Annotated in this window: 16 protein-coding genes; 6 read left to right on the plus strand and 10 right to left on the minus strand. The window is 56.3% G+C overall.

What is annotated here, in order from left to right; genetic code table 11:
• Nucleotides 1-319: 319 nt before the first annotated feature.
• The 6 genes from HMPREF3178_RS10950 (at nt 320) to HMPREF3178_RS10975 (ending at nt 4879) form a co-directional block, all read left to right on the plus strand.
• A complete protein-coding gene (locus HMPREF3178_RS10950) occupies nt 320-634 on the plus strand; it encodes a BON domain-containing protein (protein WP_004104803.1) in 315 nt (104 codons plus the stop codon).
• 127 nt (nt 635-761) lie between these two features.
• The gene (yqaB, locus tag HMPREF3178_RS10955) at nt 762-1328 is read left to right on the plus strand and encodes a fructose-1-phosphate/6-phosphogluconate phosphatase (RefSeq protein ID WP_004104801.1); all 567 of its coding nucleotides are present in this window, start codon (nt 762-764) and stop codon (nt 1326-1328) included.
• On the plus strand, nt 1325-1753 hold the full coding sequence (locus tag HMPREF3178_RS10960) for a YqaA family protein (RefSeq protein ID WP_004104799.1): 429 nt from the start codon (nt 1325-1327) through the stop codon (nt 1751-1753). The genes yqaB and HMPREF3178_RS10960 overlap by 4 nt, the downstream gene beginning before the upstream one ends.
• Before the next feature lie 66 nt (nt 1754-1819).
• The gene (gene gshA, locus HMPREF3178_RS10965; protein WP_017145511.1) at nt 1820-3376 is read left to right on the plus strand and encodes a glutamate--cysteine ligase; all 1557 of its coding nucleotides are present in this window, start codon (nt 1820-1822) and stop codon (nt 3374-3376) included.
• A 165-nt stretch (nt 3377-3541) separates the two neighbouring features.
• A complete protein-coding gene (gene luxS, locus HMPREF3178_RS10970; RefSeq protein WP_004104795.1) occupies nt 3542-4057 on the plus strand; it encodes an S-ribosylhomocysteine lyase in 516 nt (171 codons plus the stop codon).
• A gap of 54 nt (nt 4058-4111) precedes the next feature.
• Complete coding sequence (locus HMPREF3178_RS10975) at nt 4112-4879, plus strand: AraC family transcriptional regulator (protein WP_004104793.1); 768 nt, start codon at nt 4112-4114, stop codon at nt 4877-4879.
• Here HMPREF3178_RS10975 and leuA read toward each other — a convergent pair.
• From leuA to nrdF, 10 genes are all read right to left on the minus strand, one after another.
• A complete protein-coding gene (leuA, locus tag HMPREF3178_RS10980) occupies nt 4858-6534 on the minus strand; it encodes a 2-isopropylmalate synthase (RefSeq protein ID WP_017145512.1) in 1677 nt (558 codons plus the stop codon). The two genes, HMPREF3178_RS10975 and leuA, sit on opposite strands and share 22 nt — an antisense overlap.
• Before the next feature lie 144 nt (nt 6535-6678).
• On the minus strand, nt 6679-8217 hold the full coding sequence (gene emrB / locus HMPREF3178_RS10985; protein WP_017145513.1) for a multidrug efflux MFS transporter permease subunit EmrB: 1539 nt from the start codon (nt 8215-8217) through the stop codon (nt 6679-6681).
• Nucleotides 8218-8232: 15 nt separating this feature from the next.
• Nucleotides 8233-9405, minus strand: a complete 1173-nt coding sequence (gene emrA, locus HMPREF3178_RS10990) for a multidrug efflux MFS transporter periplasmic adaptor subunit EmrA (RefSeq protein ID WP_004104787.1) — start codon at nt 9403-9405, stop codon at nt 8233-8235.
• Between the two features lie 133 nt (nt 9406-9538).
• Complete coding sequence (gene mprA / locus HMPREF3178_RS10995) at nt 9539-10069, minus strand: transcriptional repressor MprA (protein ID WP_004104785.1); 531 nt, start codon at nt 10067-10069, stop codon at nt 9539-9541.
• Between the two features lie 91 nt (nt 10070-10160).
• Complete coding sequence (gene ygaH / locus HMPREF3178_RS11000) at nt 10161-10496, minus strand: L-valine transporter subunit YgaH (protein WP_004104783.1); 336 nt, start codon at nt 10494-10496, stop codon at nt 10161-10163.
• Complete coding sequence (locus HMPREF3178_RS11005; protein WP_004104780.1) at nt 10486-11232, minus strand: AzlC family ABC transporter permease; 747 nt, start codon at nt 11230-11232, stop codon at nt 10486-10488. Before HMPREF3178_RS11005 ends, ygaH begins: the two co-directional genes overlap by 11 nt.
• 278 nt (nt 11233-11510) lie before the next feature.
• Nucleotides 11511-12506, minus strand: coding sequence for a glycine betaine/L-proline ABC transporter substrate-binding protein ProX (proX, locus tag HMPREF3178_RS11010; protein ID WP_004104779.1), 996 nt, complete (start codon nt 12504-12506; stop codon nt 11511-11513).
• A 59-nt stretch (nt 12507-12565) separates the two neighbouring features.
• Entirely contained in the window at nt 12566-13630 is a 1065-nt protein-coding gene (gene proW, locus HMPREF3178_RS11015; RefSeq protein ID WP_004104777.1) for a glycine betaine/L-proline ABC transporter permease ProW, read from the minus strand.
• Nucleotides 13623-14825 carry a glycine betaine/L-proline ABC transporter ATP-binding protein ProV gene (gene proV / locus HMPREF3178_RS11020; RefSeq protein WP_004104775.1) on the minus strand — a complete coding sequence of 401 codons (1203 nt, stop codon included), beginning with the start codon at nt 14823-14825 and terminating at the stop codon, nt 13623-13625. The genes proW and proV overlap by 8 nt, the downstream gene beginning before the upstream one ends.
• A gap of 345 nt (nt 14826-15170) precedes the next feature.
• Nucleotides 15171-16133, minus strand: coding sequence for a class 1b ribonucleoside-diphosphate reductase subunit beta (nrdF, locus tag HMPREF3178_RS11025; protein ID WP_004104773.1), 963 nt, complete (start codon nt 16131-16133; stop codon nt 15171-15173).
• Nucleotides 16134-16137 lie beyond the last annotated feature (4 nt).

A 16137-nucleotide genomic window follows, 5' to 3' on the forward strand; every position in this document is an offset into this window, starting at 1 on the left:
CTCCCGGATGCACCATATTCTCCGAGATAACAGCCACGCGGTTGTTTCATGGTCTGCGAGATGATCGCCAGCACCAGGGAGGATAACGTTGCTTTAGCAACGGCCCGCAGGGCGAACCGAGTGAGTCATGCTCCCGGATGCACCTATTCTCTTCATAATAAATATTCTTCAGTTCCTCCTCCTTATCTCAAGCATGTTAAGCGCAATAATTCACCTTATTCTTCAGCATTTTTTTCATTGGCAACTCCCTCTTTCCACTATAATTTATTCCTGTATATCGATCTGATTTTGGGTGAGATAAGTGCAAGGAGAGAAATCCATGAAATGGTTCAAAGCAATAACTGCGTTTTGCGCGACGCTGCTGGTGGCCGTATCGCTGGCGGGCTGTGCCGGTTCGTCCACAAAGGAGAGTACCGGTGGTTACATTGACGATACCGTCATTACGACTAAAGTAAAAACCGCGCTCTTCAATGACAAAGAGATAAAGTCTTCAGAAATTAGCGTCCAGACCTTTAAAGGTCGCGTACAGCTCAGCGGCTTTGTCTCATCCGCAGACAGCGCTAAACGTGCGGTCGAAGTCACGAGAAAAGTGCAGGGCGTTCGCGTGGTTGAGAACGATTTAAGAATCAAATAATCGCAGCAGACTGCACTGTTATTAGCAAGGGCGCCACAGAGCGCCCTTGTTGCATCTACCGCTGGCAGCGACAAACCTGACCTTTTGCGTTACAGTAACACCTCCTTAACCGGTTGATGAGAAGACGATGTACGAACGTTATGCAGGACTGATTTTTGATATGGATGGCACGATCCTCGATACCGAGCCGACGCATCGTAAGGCATGGGACGAGGTTCTGGGACGTTACGGCATGCGTTTCGATATGCAGGCCATGGTCGCGCTTAACGGATCTCCAACCTGGCGGATTGCTCAGGCCATTATTGAATTAAATCAGGCTGATTTAGATCCTCATCTTCTGGCGCAGGAAAAAACTGCCGCTGTGAAAGCGATGCTGCTTGATAGCGTCCGTCCTTTACCGCTTATTGAGGTGGTCAAAGAGTGGCACGGTCGTCGTCCGATGTCAGTCGGTACCGGCAGCGAGAGCGCCGTTGCTGAAGCGCTGCTGGCTCATCTGGGTCTGCGTCACTACTTCTCGGCGGTGGTTGCCGCGGATCATGTCGCCAACCATAAACCCGCACCTGATACTTTCTTACTTTGCGCAGAGCGCATGGGCGTTGCGGCGGAGAAGTGCGTGGTCTTTGAAGATGCGGACTTCGGGCTGCAGGCGGCGAAGCGCGCCGGAATGGATGCCGTGGACGTGCGATTGCTGTGAGCGACTCGCTGTCGCTGATATCGCTGTTTGCCAGTAGCTTTCTAAGCGCAACGCTGCTTCCCGGCAACTCGGAAGTGGTGTTGATCGCCATGCTGCTGGCGGGGGTTAGCCAGCCGTGGTTACTGGTTTTAATAGCAATAATCGGTAATAGCCTTGGAGGGGTAACTAACGTTATTCTGGGGCGCCTGTTTCCGCTGCGCAAGACATCGCGCTGGCAGGAGAAGGCGACCGGCTGGCTGAGGCGCTACGGCGCGGTCACGCTATTATTAAGCTGGGCGCCTGTTATAGGCGATTTGCTGTGTTTACTGGCGGGATGGATGCGCATTTCCTGGGGGCCAGTGCTCTTTTTTTTATGCCTTGGCAAAGCATTACGCTATATCGTCGTTGCGGCGATAACGCTTCAGGGCATGACGTGGTGGCACTAATTGGACTGATTGTTCAACCATTACAATTATGCTAATTCAAACGATTTCGACAGGCGGGAGGTCAAATTGATCCCGGACGTATCACAGGCGCTGGCCTGGCTGGAAAAAAATCCGCAGGCGCTGCAGGGTATTCAACGCGGTCTAGAGCGCGAAACGCTGCGCGTCAACGCTGATGGCACGCTGGCCACTACCGGCCATCCGGAAGCACTGGGTTCAGCGCTGACTCATAAATGGATTACCACCGATTTTGCCGAAGCTTTGCTGGAGTTTATTACGCCGGTTGATGGCGATATTCAGCATATGCTCACCTTCATGCGCGATGTTCATCGCTATACCGCGCGCCATATTGGCGACGAGCGGATGTGGCCGCTGAGCATGCCGTGCTATATCGCGCCCGGCCAGGATATTGAGCTGGCGCAGTACGGCAGCTCAAATATCGGCCGTCTGAAAACGCTGTATCGCGAAGGATTGAAGAATCGCTACGGCGCGCTTATGCAAACGATCTCCGGCGTGCACTATAACTTCTCTCTGCCGATGGCTTTCTGGCAGGCCAGGTGCGGCGTCGAGGATGCTGAAAGCGGGAAAGAGGCCATTTCTGCCGGCTATTTCCGATCTATTCGCAACTACTATCGTTTTGGGTGGGTCATCCCGTACCTGTTCGGCGCTTCCCCGGCTATTTGTTCGTCGTTCCTGCAAGGGAAGCCGACCACGCTGCCGTTTGAGAAAGCCAGCAACGGCATGTACTACCTGCCTTATGCGACCTCATTGCGCCTGAGCGATCTCGGCTATACCAATAAGTCGCAAAGCAATCTCGGAATTACGTTTAACGATCTGCATGAGTATGTGGCAGGATTGAAGCGGGCGATTAAAACGCCATCCGAAGAGTATGAGAATATCGGGCTGGAGAAAGACGGCAAGCGTCTGCAAATTAACAGCAACGTGCTGCAGATCGAAAACGAGCTGTACGCGCCGATTCGGCCGAAACGCGTGACCCGCAGCGGTGAAACGCCTTCCGACGCGCTGCTGCGCGGCGGCATTGAATATATCGAAGTCCGCTCCCTGGATATCAACCCGTTCTCACCGATTGGCGTTGACGAACAGCAGGTACGTTTCCTCGATCTGTTTATGGTCTGGTGCGTGCTGGCCGATGCGCCGGAAATGAGCAGCGACGAGCTGCTGTGCACGCGCACTAACTGGAATCGGGTGATTCTGGAAGGCCGCAAGCCGGGCCTGACGTTGGGTATTGGCTGCGAAACCGCCCAGTACCCGCTGGCTCAGGTCGGCAAAGATCTGTTCCGCGATTTACGCCGCGTGGCGCAAACGCTGGATAGCATCCACGGATGCCAGGCTTATCAGCAGGCCTGCGATGAGCTGGTCGCCTGCTTTGACAACCCGGAATTAACCTTCTCGGCGCGCGTTCTGCGTTCTATGCTTGAAGAGGGGATTGGCGGTACCGGCAGAGAGCTGGCCGATCGGTATCGGACGATGCTGCGCGAAGAGCCGCTGGAAATTTTAAGCGAAGCGGATTTTGCTGCCGAACGCGAAGCGTCGGTACAGCGTCAGAAGAAGGTGGAAGCGGCGGACAGCGAGTCGTTTGAAGCGCTACTGGCGAGGCATGCGTAGTTTTACGAGCCGTAAAAAAGAAAACGGCCACATCACTGTGGCCAAACTTTCATCTCTGATTCAGGGATGATGATGATAATAAATGCGCGTCTTTCATATACTCAGACTCGCTGCCTCAAAAAGAGTTCATTTTATTTTTAAAAAAATCACTATCGGAGGTGAAGAATGCCGTTGTTAGATAGTTTCACAGTCGACCATACCCGAATGGAAGCGCCTGCGGTGCGCGTGGCGAAGAAAATGAACACGCCTCACGGCGATGAAATCACCGTTTTCGATCTGCGATTCTGCGTACCAAACCAGGAAGTGATGCCGGAAAGAGGTATTCACACCCTTGAGCACCTGTTTGCCGGCTTTATGCGCGATCACCTGAACGGCAATGGTGTGGAAATTATCGACATCTCTCCGATGGGCTGCCGTACCGGGTTCTATATGAGCCTGATCGGTACGCCGGACGAGCAGCGCGTCGCGGATGCCTGGAAAGCGGCGATGGCCGACGTGCTGAAGGTGAAAGATCAGAACCAGATCCCGGAGCTGAACGTTTACCAGTGCGGAACCTACACCATGCACTCGCTGGAAGAAGCCCAGGAAATCGCTCGCCATATCATTGAGCGTGATGTCCGCGTCAACAGCAACGACGAGCTGGCGCTGCCGAAAGAAAAACTGCAAGAGCTGCACATCTAGTGCTATCGCTACGGCCCGGCGAACGCTGCCGGGCCGCAATTCATCAACGCCGCAATGTCGACAACTTTAACCCTCAACTTCCAGCATCGTTCACTGGTGCCCTTTGCCCATGATTATGCCCATGGCGATAGCGAACCCTGGCATCAGCACGATTGCGCTCAGCTGTTACATATCCTCAGCGGCGTAGTACGGGTGGAAACCGCGCAGGGTTATTGGGTTGTGCCGCCGGGGCGAGGCGTCTGGCTTCCCGCCGGTACGCCGCATACGCTACGGATTACCGGCGCGGCGGCTGCGCGAACCCTGTTTATCGATCCCCTTGCCCGCGCCGATCTCCCTTCAACCTGCCAGATAGTACAGATCACTCCGCTGCTGCGTGAACTGATTGTCGCGTCGCTGACGCTGGCGGAATCTTACGCGCCGGGCAGCCGCGATGAACGAATCTACGAACTGATCCTCGATGAGATTCGCGGTATGGCGGTGCTGCCGTTTGGCCTGCCGGAGCCGCAAAGCGAAGCGCTGCGCCGTTTATGCCAGAAGGTACGAGAAGCGCCAGGAGAGCCGTGGGGCAGCGCCGCGGCGGCGAAAGAGAGCAGCATGAGCGAGCGCACGCTGAATCGCCATTTTCAGCAGCAGACCACGCTCACCTGGAGCGAGTGGGTGCGCCGGGCGAAGCTGATGGAAGCGCTGGTTCGCCTGGCGCAGGGGCATTCGGTACTGCGGGTGGCGCTGGATCTCGGCTACGGCAGCCACAGCGCTTTTAGCGCCATGTTTCGCCGGGTGTTAGGCGTGACCCCCAGCGATTACTTCCGCTCGCCGGAGTGATGGTTTTCGCTCATCGCGTTGCACAGCGCCTGCAGCGAGGCGCGCGCCACGTCGTTATCAATTCCGACCCCCCAACGGCTCTCGCCATTCGGGAAGACGCAGCGAATATAGGCCACTGAACGGCTGTCGCTGCGTTCACCCAGGGTGTGCTCATGATAATCTTTAATCACGGAGTTTTGCCTTAACAGGACGCTCAGCCCGGCGGCGGCGGCGGACAGCAGGCCGTTGCCGCGGCTCTGCAGTCGTCGCGTTTCACCGGCGATGCGCAGGGTAGCCTGCAGAGAAAGCTGGCCGTCCTGCTGGCTATCGCTTTGGTAATCCAGCAGCGCAAGCGGCGGCTGGGGGAGCAGTCCGTAGCGCGCGCGAAACAGCTGCCATAGCGCATTCTGGGTCATCTCTTTCCCGTGAGCGTCGGTTTCGTGCTGGACGTGCAGGCTAAAATCCTGCTGCAGCGCACGCGGAAGCTTGAGGCCATGATTCTGTTCAATCAGCCATGCGCTCCCGCTTTTGCCGGACTGGCTGTTAACGCGGATCACCGCCTCGTAGCTGCAGCCGATATCCTGCGGATCGATAGGCAGATAGGGCATTTCCCAGCGTTCGCCGGGCCGGCGGGCATCGAATCCCTTTTTAATGGCATCCTGATGCGAGCCGGAAAAGGCGGTGTAGGCCAGACTGCCCGCCCAGGGATGGCGCGGATGAACCGGGATCTGATTGCAGCTTTCGACGATTTCGACCACCCGCTTCATCCCGGAGAATTTGAGCCGGGGATTGACGCCCTGGCTGTAGAGATTCATCGCCAGCGTCACCAGGCAGACGTTACCGGTGCGCTCGCCGTTGCCGAACAGGCAGCCTTCGACGCGGTCGGCGCCTGCCATCACCGCCAGCTCCGCGCTGGCAACGCCGGTACCCCGATCGTTATGCGGATGGACGCTGATGCATACATCGGCGCGGCGCGAAAAGTGACGGCAAAAATGCTCAATTTGATCGGCATATACGTTGGGCGTGCTCACCTCTACCGTCGCGGGCAGATTGATAATCATCGGCCGTTCGGCGCAGGGCTGCCATATTTCCGCCACCGCCTCGCAAATCTCCAGCGCGAATTCCGGCTCGGTGAAGCAAAAGGTTTCCGGAGAGTACTCGTATTGCCAGCGGGTCAGCGGCTGCTGCTCGCACTGCTGACGGATAAGCCGGGTCGCGCGGGTCGCCAGGTCGATCACCTGCGCTTTGTCCATTCCAAAAACCAGCTCGCGAAACAGCGGCGCGGTGGCGTTATAGAGGTGTACGGTAGCGCGGTGGGCATCGCGCAGAGCGGCAAACGTACGCAGGATCAAATCCTCCCGCGCCTGGGTCAGTACCTGAATCGTCACATCCTGCGGAATGCGCTGCTCTTCAATCAGTTGACGTACAAAGTTGAAGTCGGTTTGTGAGGCGGAGGGAAAGGCGACCTCAATCTCTTTAAAACCACACTCCAGCAGTAAATCCCAGAACTGCAGCTTGCGCGCGCTATCCATCGGCTCGGCCAGCGCCTGGTTGCCGTCGCGCAGATCGGTAGAGAGCCAGCGAGGGGCGCGGGTTATTTGCTGCTCTGGCCAGCGGCGGTCAGGCAGGGCGATCGGCGGATAGGGGCGGTATTTTTCACCGGGTTGAGTCAGCATGATTTTCTCCTTCTTAGCGGATCTTCATCGTGCATGAGGTGGGCAAAAGCGATCTCCAGCAAACCGGACATCGACTAGCGCAAACTGGACAATCTGCGTTTTGGGCAATAAAAAAGGGATCCGCAGATCCCTTCAGGGTAAATCTTAATGCGCGCCGCCGCCGCCGCCCCCGGCGCTAAACGGCGGTCTGGCAAACCATACCAGCCCGAGCAGAAGGATAAACACCGCCGCCGAGAACCAGAAAATTTCGTTGGCGGAGATAATCAGCCCCTGGTTGGTAATCTGCTGCGCTATCCAGCCGGATGCCTGCTGTTGCGTCATTCCTAATCCCTGCAGCTGGTCGTACATCTGCTGGGCGTTGGGATTGTATGGCGTCACCGACTCGGTAAGCTGCGCATGGTGCAGCGCCTCGCGGTTCGTCCACATGGTGGTGGTAATCGAGGTGCCGATAGACCCCGCCAGCGTACGCGTGAAGTTCGACAGGCTCGACGCCGCCGCCAGCCTTTCCGGCGGCAGGCCGGACAGGGTGATGGTGGTCAACGGCATAAAGAAGCAGGCCACCGCGAAGCCCTGGATAAACTGCGGCCACGCCGAGGCGCCAAAGTCCATTCCCGGTTCGAAGGTCCATGCGCGCCAGTAGAAACAGACCGCGTACATGATAAAGCTAAATGTGACCAGCCGACGCATATCCAGCTTATGCGCAAAGCGGCCGATAATCGGCGACAGGATAACCGGGATCACCCCGACCGGCGCCGAAGCCAGACCGGCCCAGGTAGCGGTATAGCCGTATACCTCCTGCAATAGCTGCGGCAACAGCACGATAGCGCCGAAGTAGAGCATATAGGCGAGGCTGATGCACAGGCAGCCGATGGTAAAGTTTCGCGACTTGAAGAGCGACAGATCGACGATGGGGTTGTCGTCGGTTAGCTCCCAGACGATCAGGAAACTTATCGCCACCACCGCGACAATCGTCAGGATGATGATCTCGTTGGAGGCGAACCAGTCCAGCTCTTTACCCCGGTCGAGCATTACCTGCAGGCTACCGATACCGATAATCAGCAGCGCCAGGCCCACGCCGTCAATCCGCCGCTGTTCGGTGCGGGTTTCCCGGTTGCGCAGCGTTTGCAGCGTCATCACCACCACGGCGATGCCAATCGGCACGTTGATGAAGAAGATCCAGCCCCAGTGGTAGTTGTCGCTGATATAGCCGCCGAAAATCGGGCCGCAAATCGGCGCGACGATCACCGTCATTGACCACAGCGCCAGCGCGATTGACCGCTTGGCGGGCGGGTAGTTGCTGAGCAGCAGACTTTGCGACAGCGGGATCAGCGGACCGGCGACGATCCCCTGTATCACGCGGAAGAAAATCAGCATCGTCAGGCTGTTGGAGACGCCGCAGGCCCAGGAGGCGATAGCGAACGCCACCGTCGACCAGAGGAATAGCTTCACTTCGCCAACGCGCTTTGCCAGCCAGCCGGTAATCGGAATGGAGATAGCGTTCGCCACCCCAAACGAGGTGATAACCCAAGTCCCCTGGCTCAACGATGAGCCAAGGTTACCGGCGATGGTGGGGATGGCCACGTTGGCGATGGTGGAATCCAGCACCTGCATAAAGGTCGCGAGCGACAGCGCAATGGTCATAATGACCAGCTGCGCGCCTTCCAGCGGTTTTTGCTGTTGCATTACGCTCACCCCGAATTATCCGGCGTTGGCCTGGATGATGTCGTTTATCAGCTTATTGACCGGCTCAAGGCCGATTTCACGGGCATTGCTTTCGTAAACCGGAGCGCTACGTACCTGGCTTGCCAGCATCTCGCCGCCGCGGTCGGTGGTGTTCACTTCAACCAGCGTCGAAAGGCCGATGCGCAGCGGGTGCTCTGCCAGCTGTTTTTCATCCAGCTCGATACGTACCGGCAGGCGCTGAACCACTTTGATCCAGTTGCCGGTAGCGTTCTGCGCAGGCAGCAGCGAGAAGGCGCTCCCGGTCCCCATATCGAGACCGACGACTTTACCGGTGTATTTCACATCATCACCATAAATGTCGCTGATCACGGTGGCAGGCTGACCAATACGCATGTGCGCCAGCTGCGTTTCTTTGAAGTTGGCGTCAATCCACAGGTTGGTCGCCGGAACGACGGCCATCAGCGGGGTAGTGGTGGTGATTTGCGCGCCGGGCTGAACGGAACGGCGAGAAACGTAGCCGCTAATTGGGCTGACGATCTTCGTCCGCTGCAGGGCCAGCCAGGCGTTACGCACTTCGGTGGCCGCTTGCAGGACCGCAGGCTGTTGTTCCAGCTTCGTGCCCAGAACGATCGCCTGGTTGGCGTTGTATTGCTGAATCGCCACGTCCAGTTCGGCCTGCGCGCTGGCAACCGTGTCGCGCGCATGCTGCAGCTCTTCGCGGCCAATCAGGTTGGCCGCGCCCAGCGGAATACGACGGTTAAGGTCGGTTTGCGCCTGGGAAAGCGCGGTTTTTTTCACTTCGATGCTGGCCTGCAGCTGCTTGCTGTTGATCATCTGCTGGCGCGTTTGACGTACGCTGGCGGCCAGCTGGGTTTGCGCTTTTTCAAATGCCTGCTGGGCGTCGGTCTGGTCGAGGGTGACCAGCGGATCGCCTTTTTGCACGTAGTCGGTGTTGTCGGCCCAGACTTTCGTCACGCTGCCGGACACCTGGGCCATAATCTGTACCTGATTCCCTGCCACGTACGCGTCGTCGGTCTCTTCGTAGTGACGCAGTACCAAAAACCAATAAATCCCGTATGCCACGGCAACAATAATAAAGAGCAAGGTCAGCAGCAGGAGGGCGCCTTTACGCTTCCCTTTTTTGCTGCCCGGTTGCTGCGGGGTTTGGCTCTCCGCATTTGCGCTCATGTTATTCTCCACGATCTTATTATTTCACATCGGCTGAGCCGACCTGTTTATCAGAAAGGCCAGCAGAAAGATCTGCTGGCCTGTCCGTTTTCCTTGTCAATCCAGAAAAATTGGTGAGCGGTTGGTTCCGCGCTTAGCGCAGAGACTCCGCAAGCACGCCATCCTCTTCCATTTGGTCAAGGCGACCAAGCAGCTTACGGGTGATGTGCTCAAGCTGATCCTTTTCGCTGGTGCTTAAAGAGGACCAGAGCTGATGCAGGCAGTTGTGCTGCGGCGGTAAGACTTCGCGCAGGAACTGATGCCCTTTTTCGGTAAGCTGTAGATGCAGGCAGCGACGATCGTTATCGCTTTCGCGGCGCTCGATCCAGCCGCGTTTTTCCAGCTCGTCGGCAATGCGCGTGGCGTTGGTTCGCGAAGAGCCCAGCGCGCAGCTCAGCTCGGAAGGCTGAATGCTGTGGTTTTCCTGAGACTCAAGCGTGATCAGCGCCATAAACAATGTCTCGTTAATCCCTTGCGCTTTCAGCATCTTGTTACGGTTTTCCAGCAGTTTTCCCTGCATATGCATGCAAAGACGAGTAAGCAGAATTTCCTGAAAAGGGAAGTCTTCGTGACGGCTGGCGCGGAACTTGAGCATTTGCTCAATGGGAGTAAACGAACTATCCATTTTGGTTATGACCTCATTAATTACAGCCGATATAATAACTATTGTGACAAATAAATCAAATCAATTATTGACAAAAACTTATACTTTAAGCTTATAGCCATACGCTGATTTTCCAGACAACACCGTAGGTTAGCGCGCTCAAAAGCGTAGGCGTAATTATGCTGCGTGTTTTCCAAAACGCCAGGCCCAACGCGGCGAAGCCTGCTAATGTGGGCAGCAGGCGGCGGGCGTCATGGAGGATTTCCGGCACGCTGGAGACAACCAGCAGCGCGCAAATGGAGGCGATGCCGATGGTATCGAGCAGGACGCTGACCGGGCCGCGGCGAGTCGGACGCACGTTTCCGGCGCGCAGGCGCAGCGGCAGATAGCGAAAGAGATAGTTCACGCAGCCGACCACGACGCCGAGAATGAAGACATCACTGTTCATCGGGCATCCCCTGAATGCTGGCCTGCACCAGAGCAGTCAGGCAGCCGCAGACAATCCCGGCAAGGATCGCCGCGGGTATGGAAAACAGAATCATGCCAGCCAGCGCGCCTGCCAGCGCGGCGGTAACGCTCAGCGACTGCTTGCGCTGGAATGAGGCGAGTAAAAAGCTCATAAACAGCGCCGGCAGCATAAAGCCCAGCGCCGCTTCCACTGCCGGAAAGTTAGTCAGCAGGCCGCTGCCCGAATAAGCGCCGATCAGCGTGCCGAAGACCCATGAAGCCCAGGACATAAAAGCGATGCCGATCATCCAGTTATCGCTCCAGCGTCGATTGTCGCGGACCAGCTTAGCGGTGGCAGCGGCAAAAACTTCATCGGTCAGGCCGAATGCCCAGAGTGCGGTTTTTTTCTTGCTCATCGCGCGCTGAATGCGGCTGCGCAGGGACGGGCCGTACAGCACATGGCGAACGTCCATCGCCATGACGGTGAGCGCGGCGACCCATAGCGAGCTTCCTGCGGCCAGCATGGCGGTGATCACGAACTGGCTGGCGCCGGCGTAAATAATGCAGGAGAAGAACAGGCTTTCCAGCGGAGTAAAGCCAAGCTTAGTGGCGTTGAGACCGAAGGCGAAGGCGACGGGAATATAGCTGATGACGATCGGCAGGCTGTCCTTAATGCCTTCAGCCAGCGTCGCCTCGTCAGCGGGGGGAGTGTGCATCAATGCGTCAGGGTTTTCCATAGGAGTTGCTTATTAATAACTCACGTGAAAATCACATGATTAATCAGGTGGATTTACCTTAGCAGAGAGCGGCGCGGCTTAACAGTAACGAAAACGTTGATGGCTAAAGTTATGCAGTTTATTTGCATATCAATCCATCATTTAGAACAGGAGATGTCGTGTTGTGCAGGAGGCCGTCTTCCCCGGGGGCGACGCAAAGCGCCTTGCCCGGGCTACGGGTTTTGTAGCCCGGACAGATGTGTAGTATCGCCTCCGGGAATTGGCTATAAATTGGGAGACTATTTCTGCGCGGCCAGCGCTTCTTCCACCCAGCCGTCAAACTGCTGCTGGTGGGCTTTGATCCAGCCATCGACGTGGCCCTGGATATCTGCCTCAGAACCATGTCCCGCGTGCATCATGGCATTTTCGGCGTTGATATCGGCAATCGGCAGCTTCATGATGCTGAACAGTTTCGCCGCCGCCGGGTTTTTCTCGGCCCAGGATTTGTTGGCGACAATATGCATTGTGTTCACCGGGAAGCCATAGTTCATGCCGTTTGGCAGCTTGGTATCAATATCTTTCTGTTCGCCCGGCAGGGAAGAGAACGGCACCTGCAGCCAGACGACATCTTTACCCGGCTTCAGCACGTCGCTGACCCAGTAAGGCGTCCAGGTGTAGTAGATCACCGGTTTGCCCTCCTTATAGCGGGCGATGGTATCGGCCATCATCGCCGCATAGTTGCCCTGATTATGCACTACCGTATTGCTCAGGCCGTAGGCATCAAGCTGATGGTTGATGACCGCTTCACAGCCCCAGCCTGGCGTACAGCCGGTCAGATCGGCTTTGCCGTCGCCGTTGGTGTCAAAAAGTTTGGCGATTTTCGGATCTTTTAGCTGGTCGATAGATTTGATGTGGTACTGCTCGGCCGTTTTCTTATCAATCAGGTAGCCCTGCGCCGCCCCATTCACAAACACGCCTTCGCGGTAGAATTTTTTATCACCGCCGGCGGCTGCGTACATATCGTCATGCAGCGGCTGCCAGTTGGTGGCGATGTAGGTGGTATCACCTGCGGCGATCGAGGTGTAGGCGACGTTATAGTCAACTTCGCTCGGCTTATCGACGGTATAGCCGAGCTTTTCCAGCGCGCGGCTGACCAGCAGGGTCTGGAAGGTCTCTTCCGAAATTGTGCTCTGTGCTGGTTTTACGGTAATGCCTTTACCAGGCAGATCCGCCGCGAAGGCGGTGGTCGAAATGAGGGCGGTAAACGCTGTGGCAAGGATCGCTGTATGTCGCATCGTTGTTCCTTTATTTGTCAGAAGGGAAGTCCATCCCCCCGGCAGGGGGGGATGTGCTCTTATTTACAGAAAGGGCGAGTAATCAGCCCCAGAGGGCCGGTTGCGTACCAGCGGCGGTTGCCGCGGCTGCGCGAGTCCCGTCCTACGGCCTGAGTCAGACGGTCAAGAATAATGGCGAGGATAACAATCCCGACGCCGCCAACGGTGGCCAGACCCATATCAAGGCGACCGATGCCGCGTAGTACCATCTGGCCAAGACCGCCAACGGCAATCATTGAGGCAATCACCACCATCGACAGGGCCAGCATTAGCGTCTGGTTAACCCCGGCCATAATGGTCGGCATGGCCAGAGGCAGCTGAACCTTAAACAGCATCTGACGCGGGCTGGCGCCGAAGGAGCGCGAAGCTTCAATCAGATCCGCCGGCACCTGGTTAATCCCCAGAATAGTCAGACGAACAATCGGCGGTAGGGCGAAGATAATGGTCACTACCACGCCCGGAACGTTACCGATACCGAACAGCATGACGATGGGCACGAGATAAACGAACGCCGGGGTGGTTTGCATCGCATCCAACAGCGGACGGATAATCTTCGCCGCCCGCGGGCTCCGCGCCAGCCATATCCCAAGCGGCAGGCCGATCAGCATACAAAACAGCAGCGCGGTCAGCACCAGCGCCAGGGTTACCATCGCCTGCGACCAGGCGCCGATAGCGCCGATGGCGATCAGCGAAATCAGCGTCGCCGCGCCCATGCCGATGCTGGAAATCTGCCAGGCAATCAGCGAGAAAATAATAATCGCCACCGGCGCCGGCATGCCCAGCAGCAGTTGCTGGAAGGCGCTCAGGATGTAATCCACCGGTACGCGGATCCCCTGGAAAATCGGACGGAAATGCATCACTACCCAGTCGATGCCGTGCGTGACCCAGCTATCGAGCGGAATCAGCGTTTTATGGAACGGATCCATTATATTGAAGTGTTCCGGCTGCGGCGCAGGCGCGCTGCTTAGCCAGTCGGCACCGCCGCCATCGGTCGGTGCTGGCGTAGAAGTGCCCCACGCATCGGCGGATTGCGCGGCGCTATCCGCCGCCGGTGCGGTGTCCCACGGGTTAGATTGATCAGCCATTGTTTGCCCCCTCGCGATCTAAAGCCTGCAGCAGCATGCGTTTTGAAATGATGCCGATGTACTGGTGCCCTTCATCGACAACCGGCACCGCGCACGGTGCATGGCCGACGTGAGAGAGCAGCTCGCTGAGCGGCGTTTGCGCATCCACCGCCTGTGGGGAGTCGATTAACGCCGCATCAATTCCCTGACCCTCGCTCAGCGCGGCTTTCAGGGAATCGATGGAAACAATGCCAACAAACTTATTCCCGCGTTCAATGACGTAGCCATATTCGCGGTCTTCATCCTGAAGTAATTTCAGCGCGGAACGCGGGCCGAAACCTGGCGTTTTACGAATCAGGCCAACCGGACTACGGCGGGCAATATCTTTGGCACTGAATACCTGGCTAATATCGACGCCGCGGAAGAAGGTTCGAACATAATCATTGGCAGGATTATTGAGTATTTCATCCGGCGTACCGACCTGAACCACTTCACCATTTTGCATAATGGCAATGCGATCGCCAATTCGCATGGCTTCATCAAGGTCGTGGGAAATAAATACCACGGTGCGCTGATGTCTGGCCTGTAATTTAGTTAGCTCATCCTGCATTTCCGTACGAATTAAGGGATCGAGCGCCGAGAAGGCTTCATCCATTAACAGAATATCGGGGTTGATCGCCAGCGCGCGGGCGAGACCAACGCGCTGACGCATGCCGCCGGAGAGCTCGTCCGGCCAGGCGTGAGCGTAGTTTTCCAGACCTACCTGACGCAGCGCCTCCAGCGCTTTCTCCTGGCGTTCCTGAGTCGGCACGCCGGCCAGCTCCATGCCGAAAGCGGCATTATCCAGTACGGTCATGTGCGGCATAAGGGCAAATGATTGAAAAACCATTGCAATCTTTTTCCTGCGCACTTCGCGAAGCTCGGCCTCAGAGATTTTAGCGATATCGACACCGTCGATCAGAACCTGGCCGCGGGTGGGTTCAATCAGGCGATTGAGAAGGCGAACCATGGTCGATTTCCCCGATCCGGAGAGCCCCATGATGACGAATATCTCGCCTTCTTCAATGGTCAGACTGGCGTTCTTTACGCCAAGCGACAACCCCGTCTTTTCCAGTATTTGTTCTTTCGATAGTCCTTTTTCGATATATTTGAAAGCCCGCTGCGGGTGCTCGCCAAATATCTTATAGAGATTCTTGATTTCTAATTTAATTGCCATGCAATAGAGCGTTTCCTGTTATTTATTAATATCGATATGGTACCCGGTGGTGATAATTGCTTTTTTACACCCTAACATACTGAGAATCTGTGACAACCCTTTATGGCGAATTACTGCGGGAATGCACAAGGGACAATTCCGGTACATCCCCCGTGATATAAGGGCTGAGCGGGAATTGCTCATGGTTGATATTTTTTAGTTATGTTAGCTTAATTCGGGCGGAAATCGATGGCATTCTGTTGAATATGACGCAGTGATGACCGAAAGATATTGAGTGGGATGAAAATGAATAATGTGAAATAAATCACCAGGAAATATGCAGATATATTCCTGGTGAAAGTAAGGCTAAAAGTCCCAATCGCTATCGACGGTTTCTTCCGCTTTTCCCATGACATACGACGAACCCGAGCCGGAGAAGAAGTCGTGGTTTTCGTCGGCATTCGGCGAAAGCGCAGCGAGGATCGCCGGGTTGACGGCAGCCATTTCCGCCGGGAACAGCGCCTCGTAGCCGAGATTCATCAGCGCCTTGTTGGCGTTATAGCACAGGAAGGCGTTAACCTCTTCAACCCAGCCGCTATCGCCATACAGCTCGCGGGTATAGGCCAGCTCGTTGTCATACAGATCCATCAGCAGATCGAGGGCGAAGTTTTTCATCTCTTCACGCTTCTCGGCGCTGACTATTTCCAGCCCTTTCTGGAATTTGTAGCCAATGTAATAACCGTGTACCGCTTCATCGCGGATGATCAGGCGAATCAGATCGGCGGTGTTGGTCATCTTCCCCCGGCTGGAGAAGTACATCGGCAGCCAGAAGCCGGAATAGAAAAGGAATGATTCGAGAAAAACGCTGGCGATTTTTTTCTTCAGCGGTTCATCAGCCTGGTAGTACTCCAGCATCAGCTGCGCTTTACGCTGCAGCGGCGCGTTTTGTTCGCTCCAGGCGTAAGCGGCATCGACGTCTTTAGTCTGGCAGAGAGTAGAGAAAATGGAGCTGTAGGAGCGAGCGTGTACCGCCTCCATAAAGCTGACGTTCGACAGTACCGCCTCCTCGTGCGGGGTGAGAGCGTCGGCCATCAGCGCCGGGGCGCCAACGGTATTCTGGATGGTATCAAGCAGCGTCAGGCCGGTGAAGACGCGGATTGTCAGCTGCTGCTCCGCCGGGGAAAGCGTTTGCCAGGCGGGGATATCGTTAGACAGCGGCACCTTCTCCGGTAGCCAGAAGTTGCTGGTCAGCCGATTCCAGACCTCCAGATCCTTATCGTCTTCAATTTTGTTCCAGTTGATGGCGCTGACGCGCGATAAATGGGTCATCCTG

Origin of the sequence: Klebsiella sp. HMSC09D12, assembly GCF_001808475.1 — a bacterium.
Taxonomy (GTDB): domain Bacteria; phylum Pseudomonadota; class Gammaproteobacteria; order Enterobacterales; family Enterobacteriaceae; genus Klebsiella; species Klebsiella oxytoca.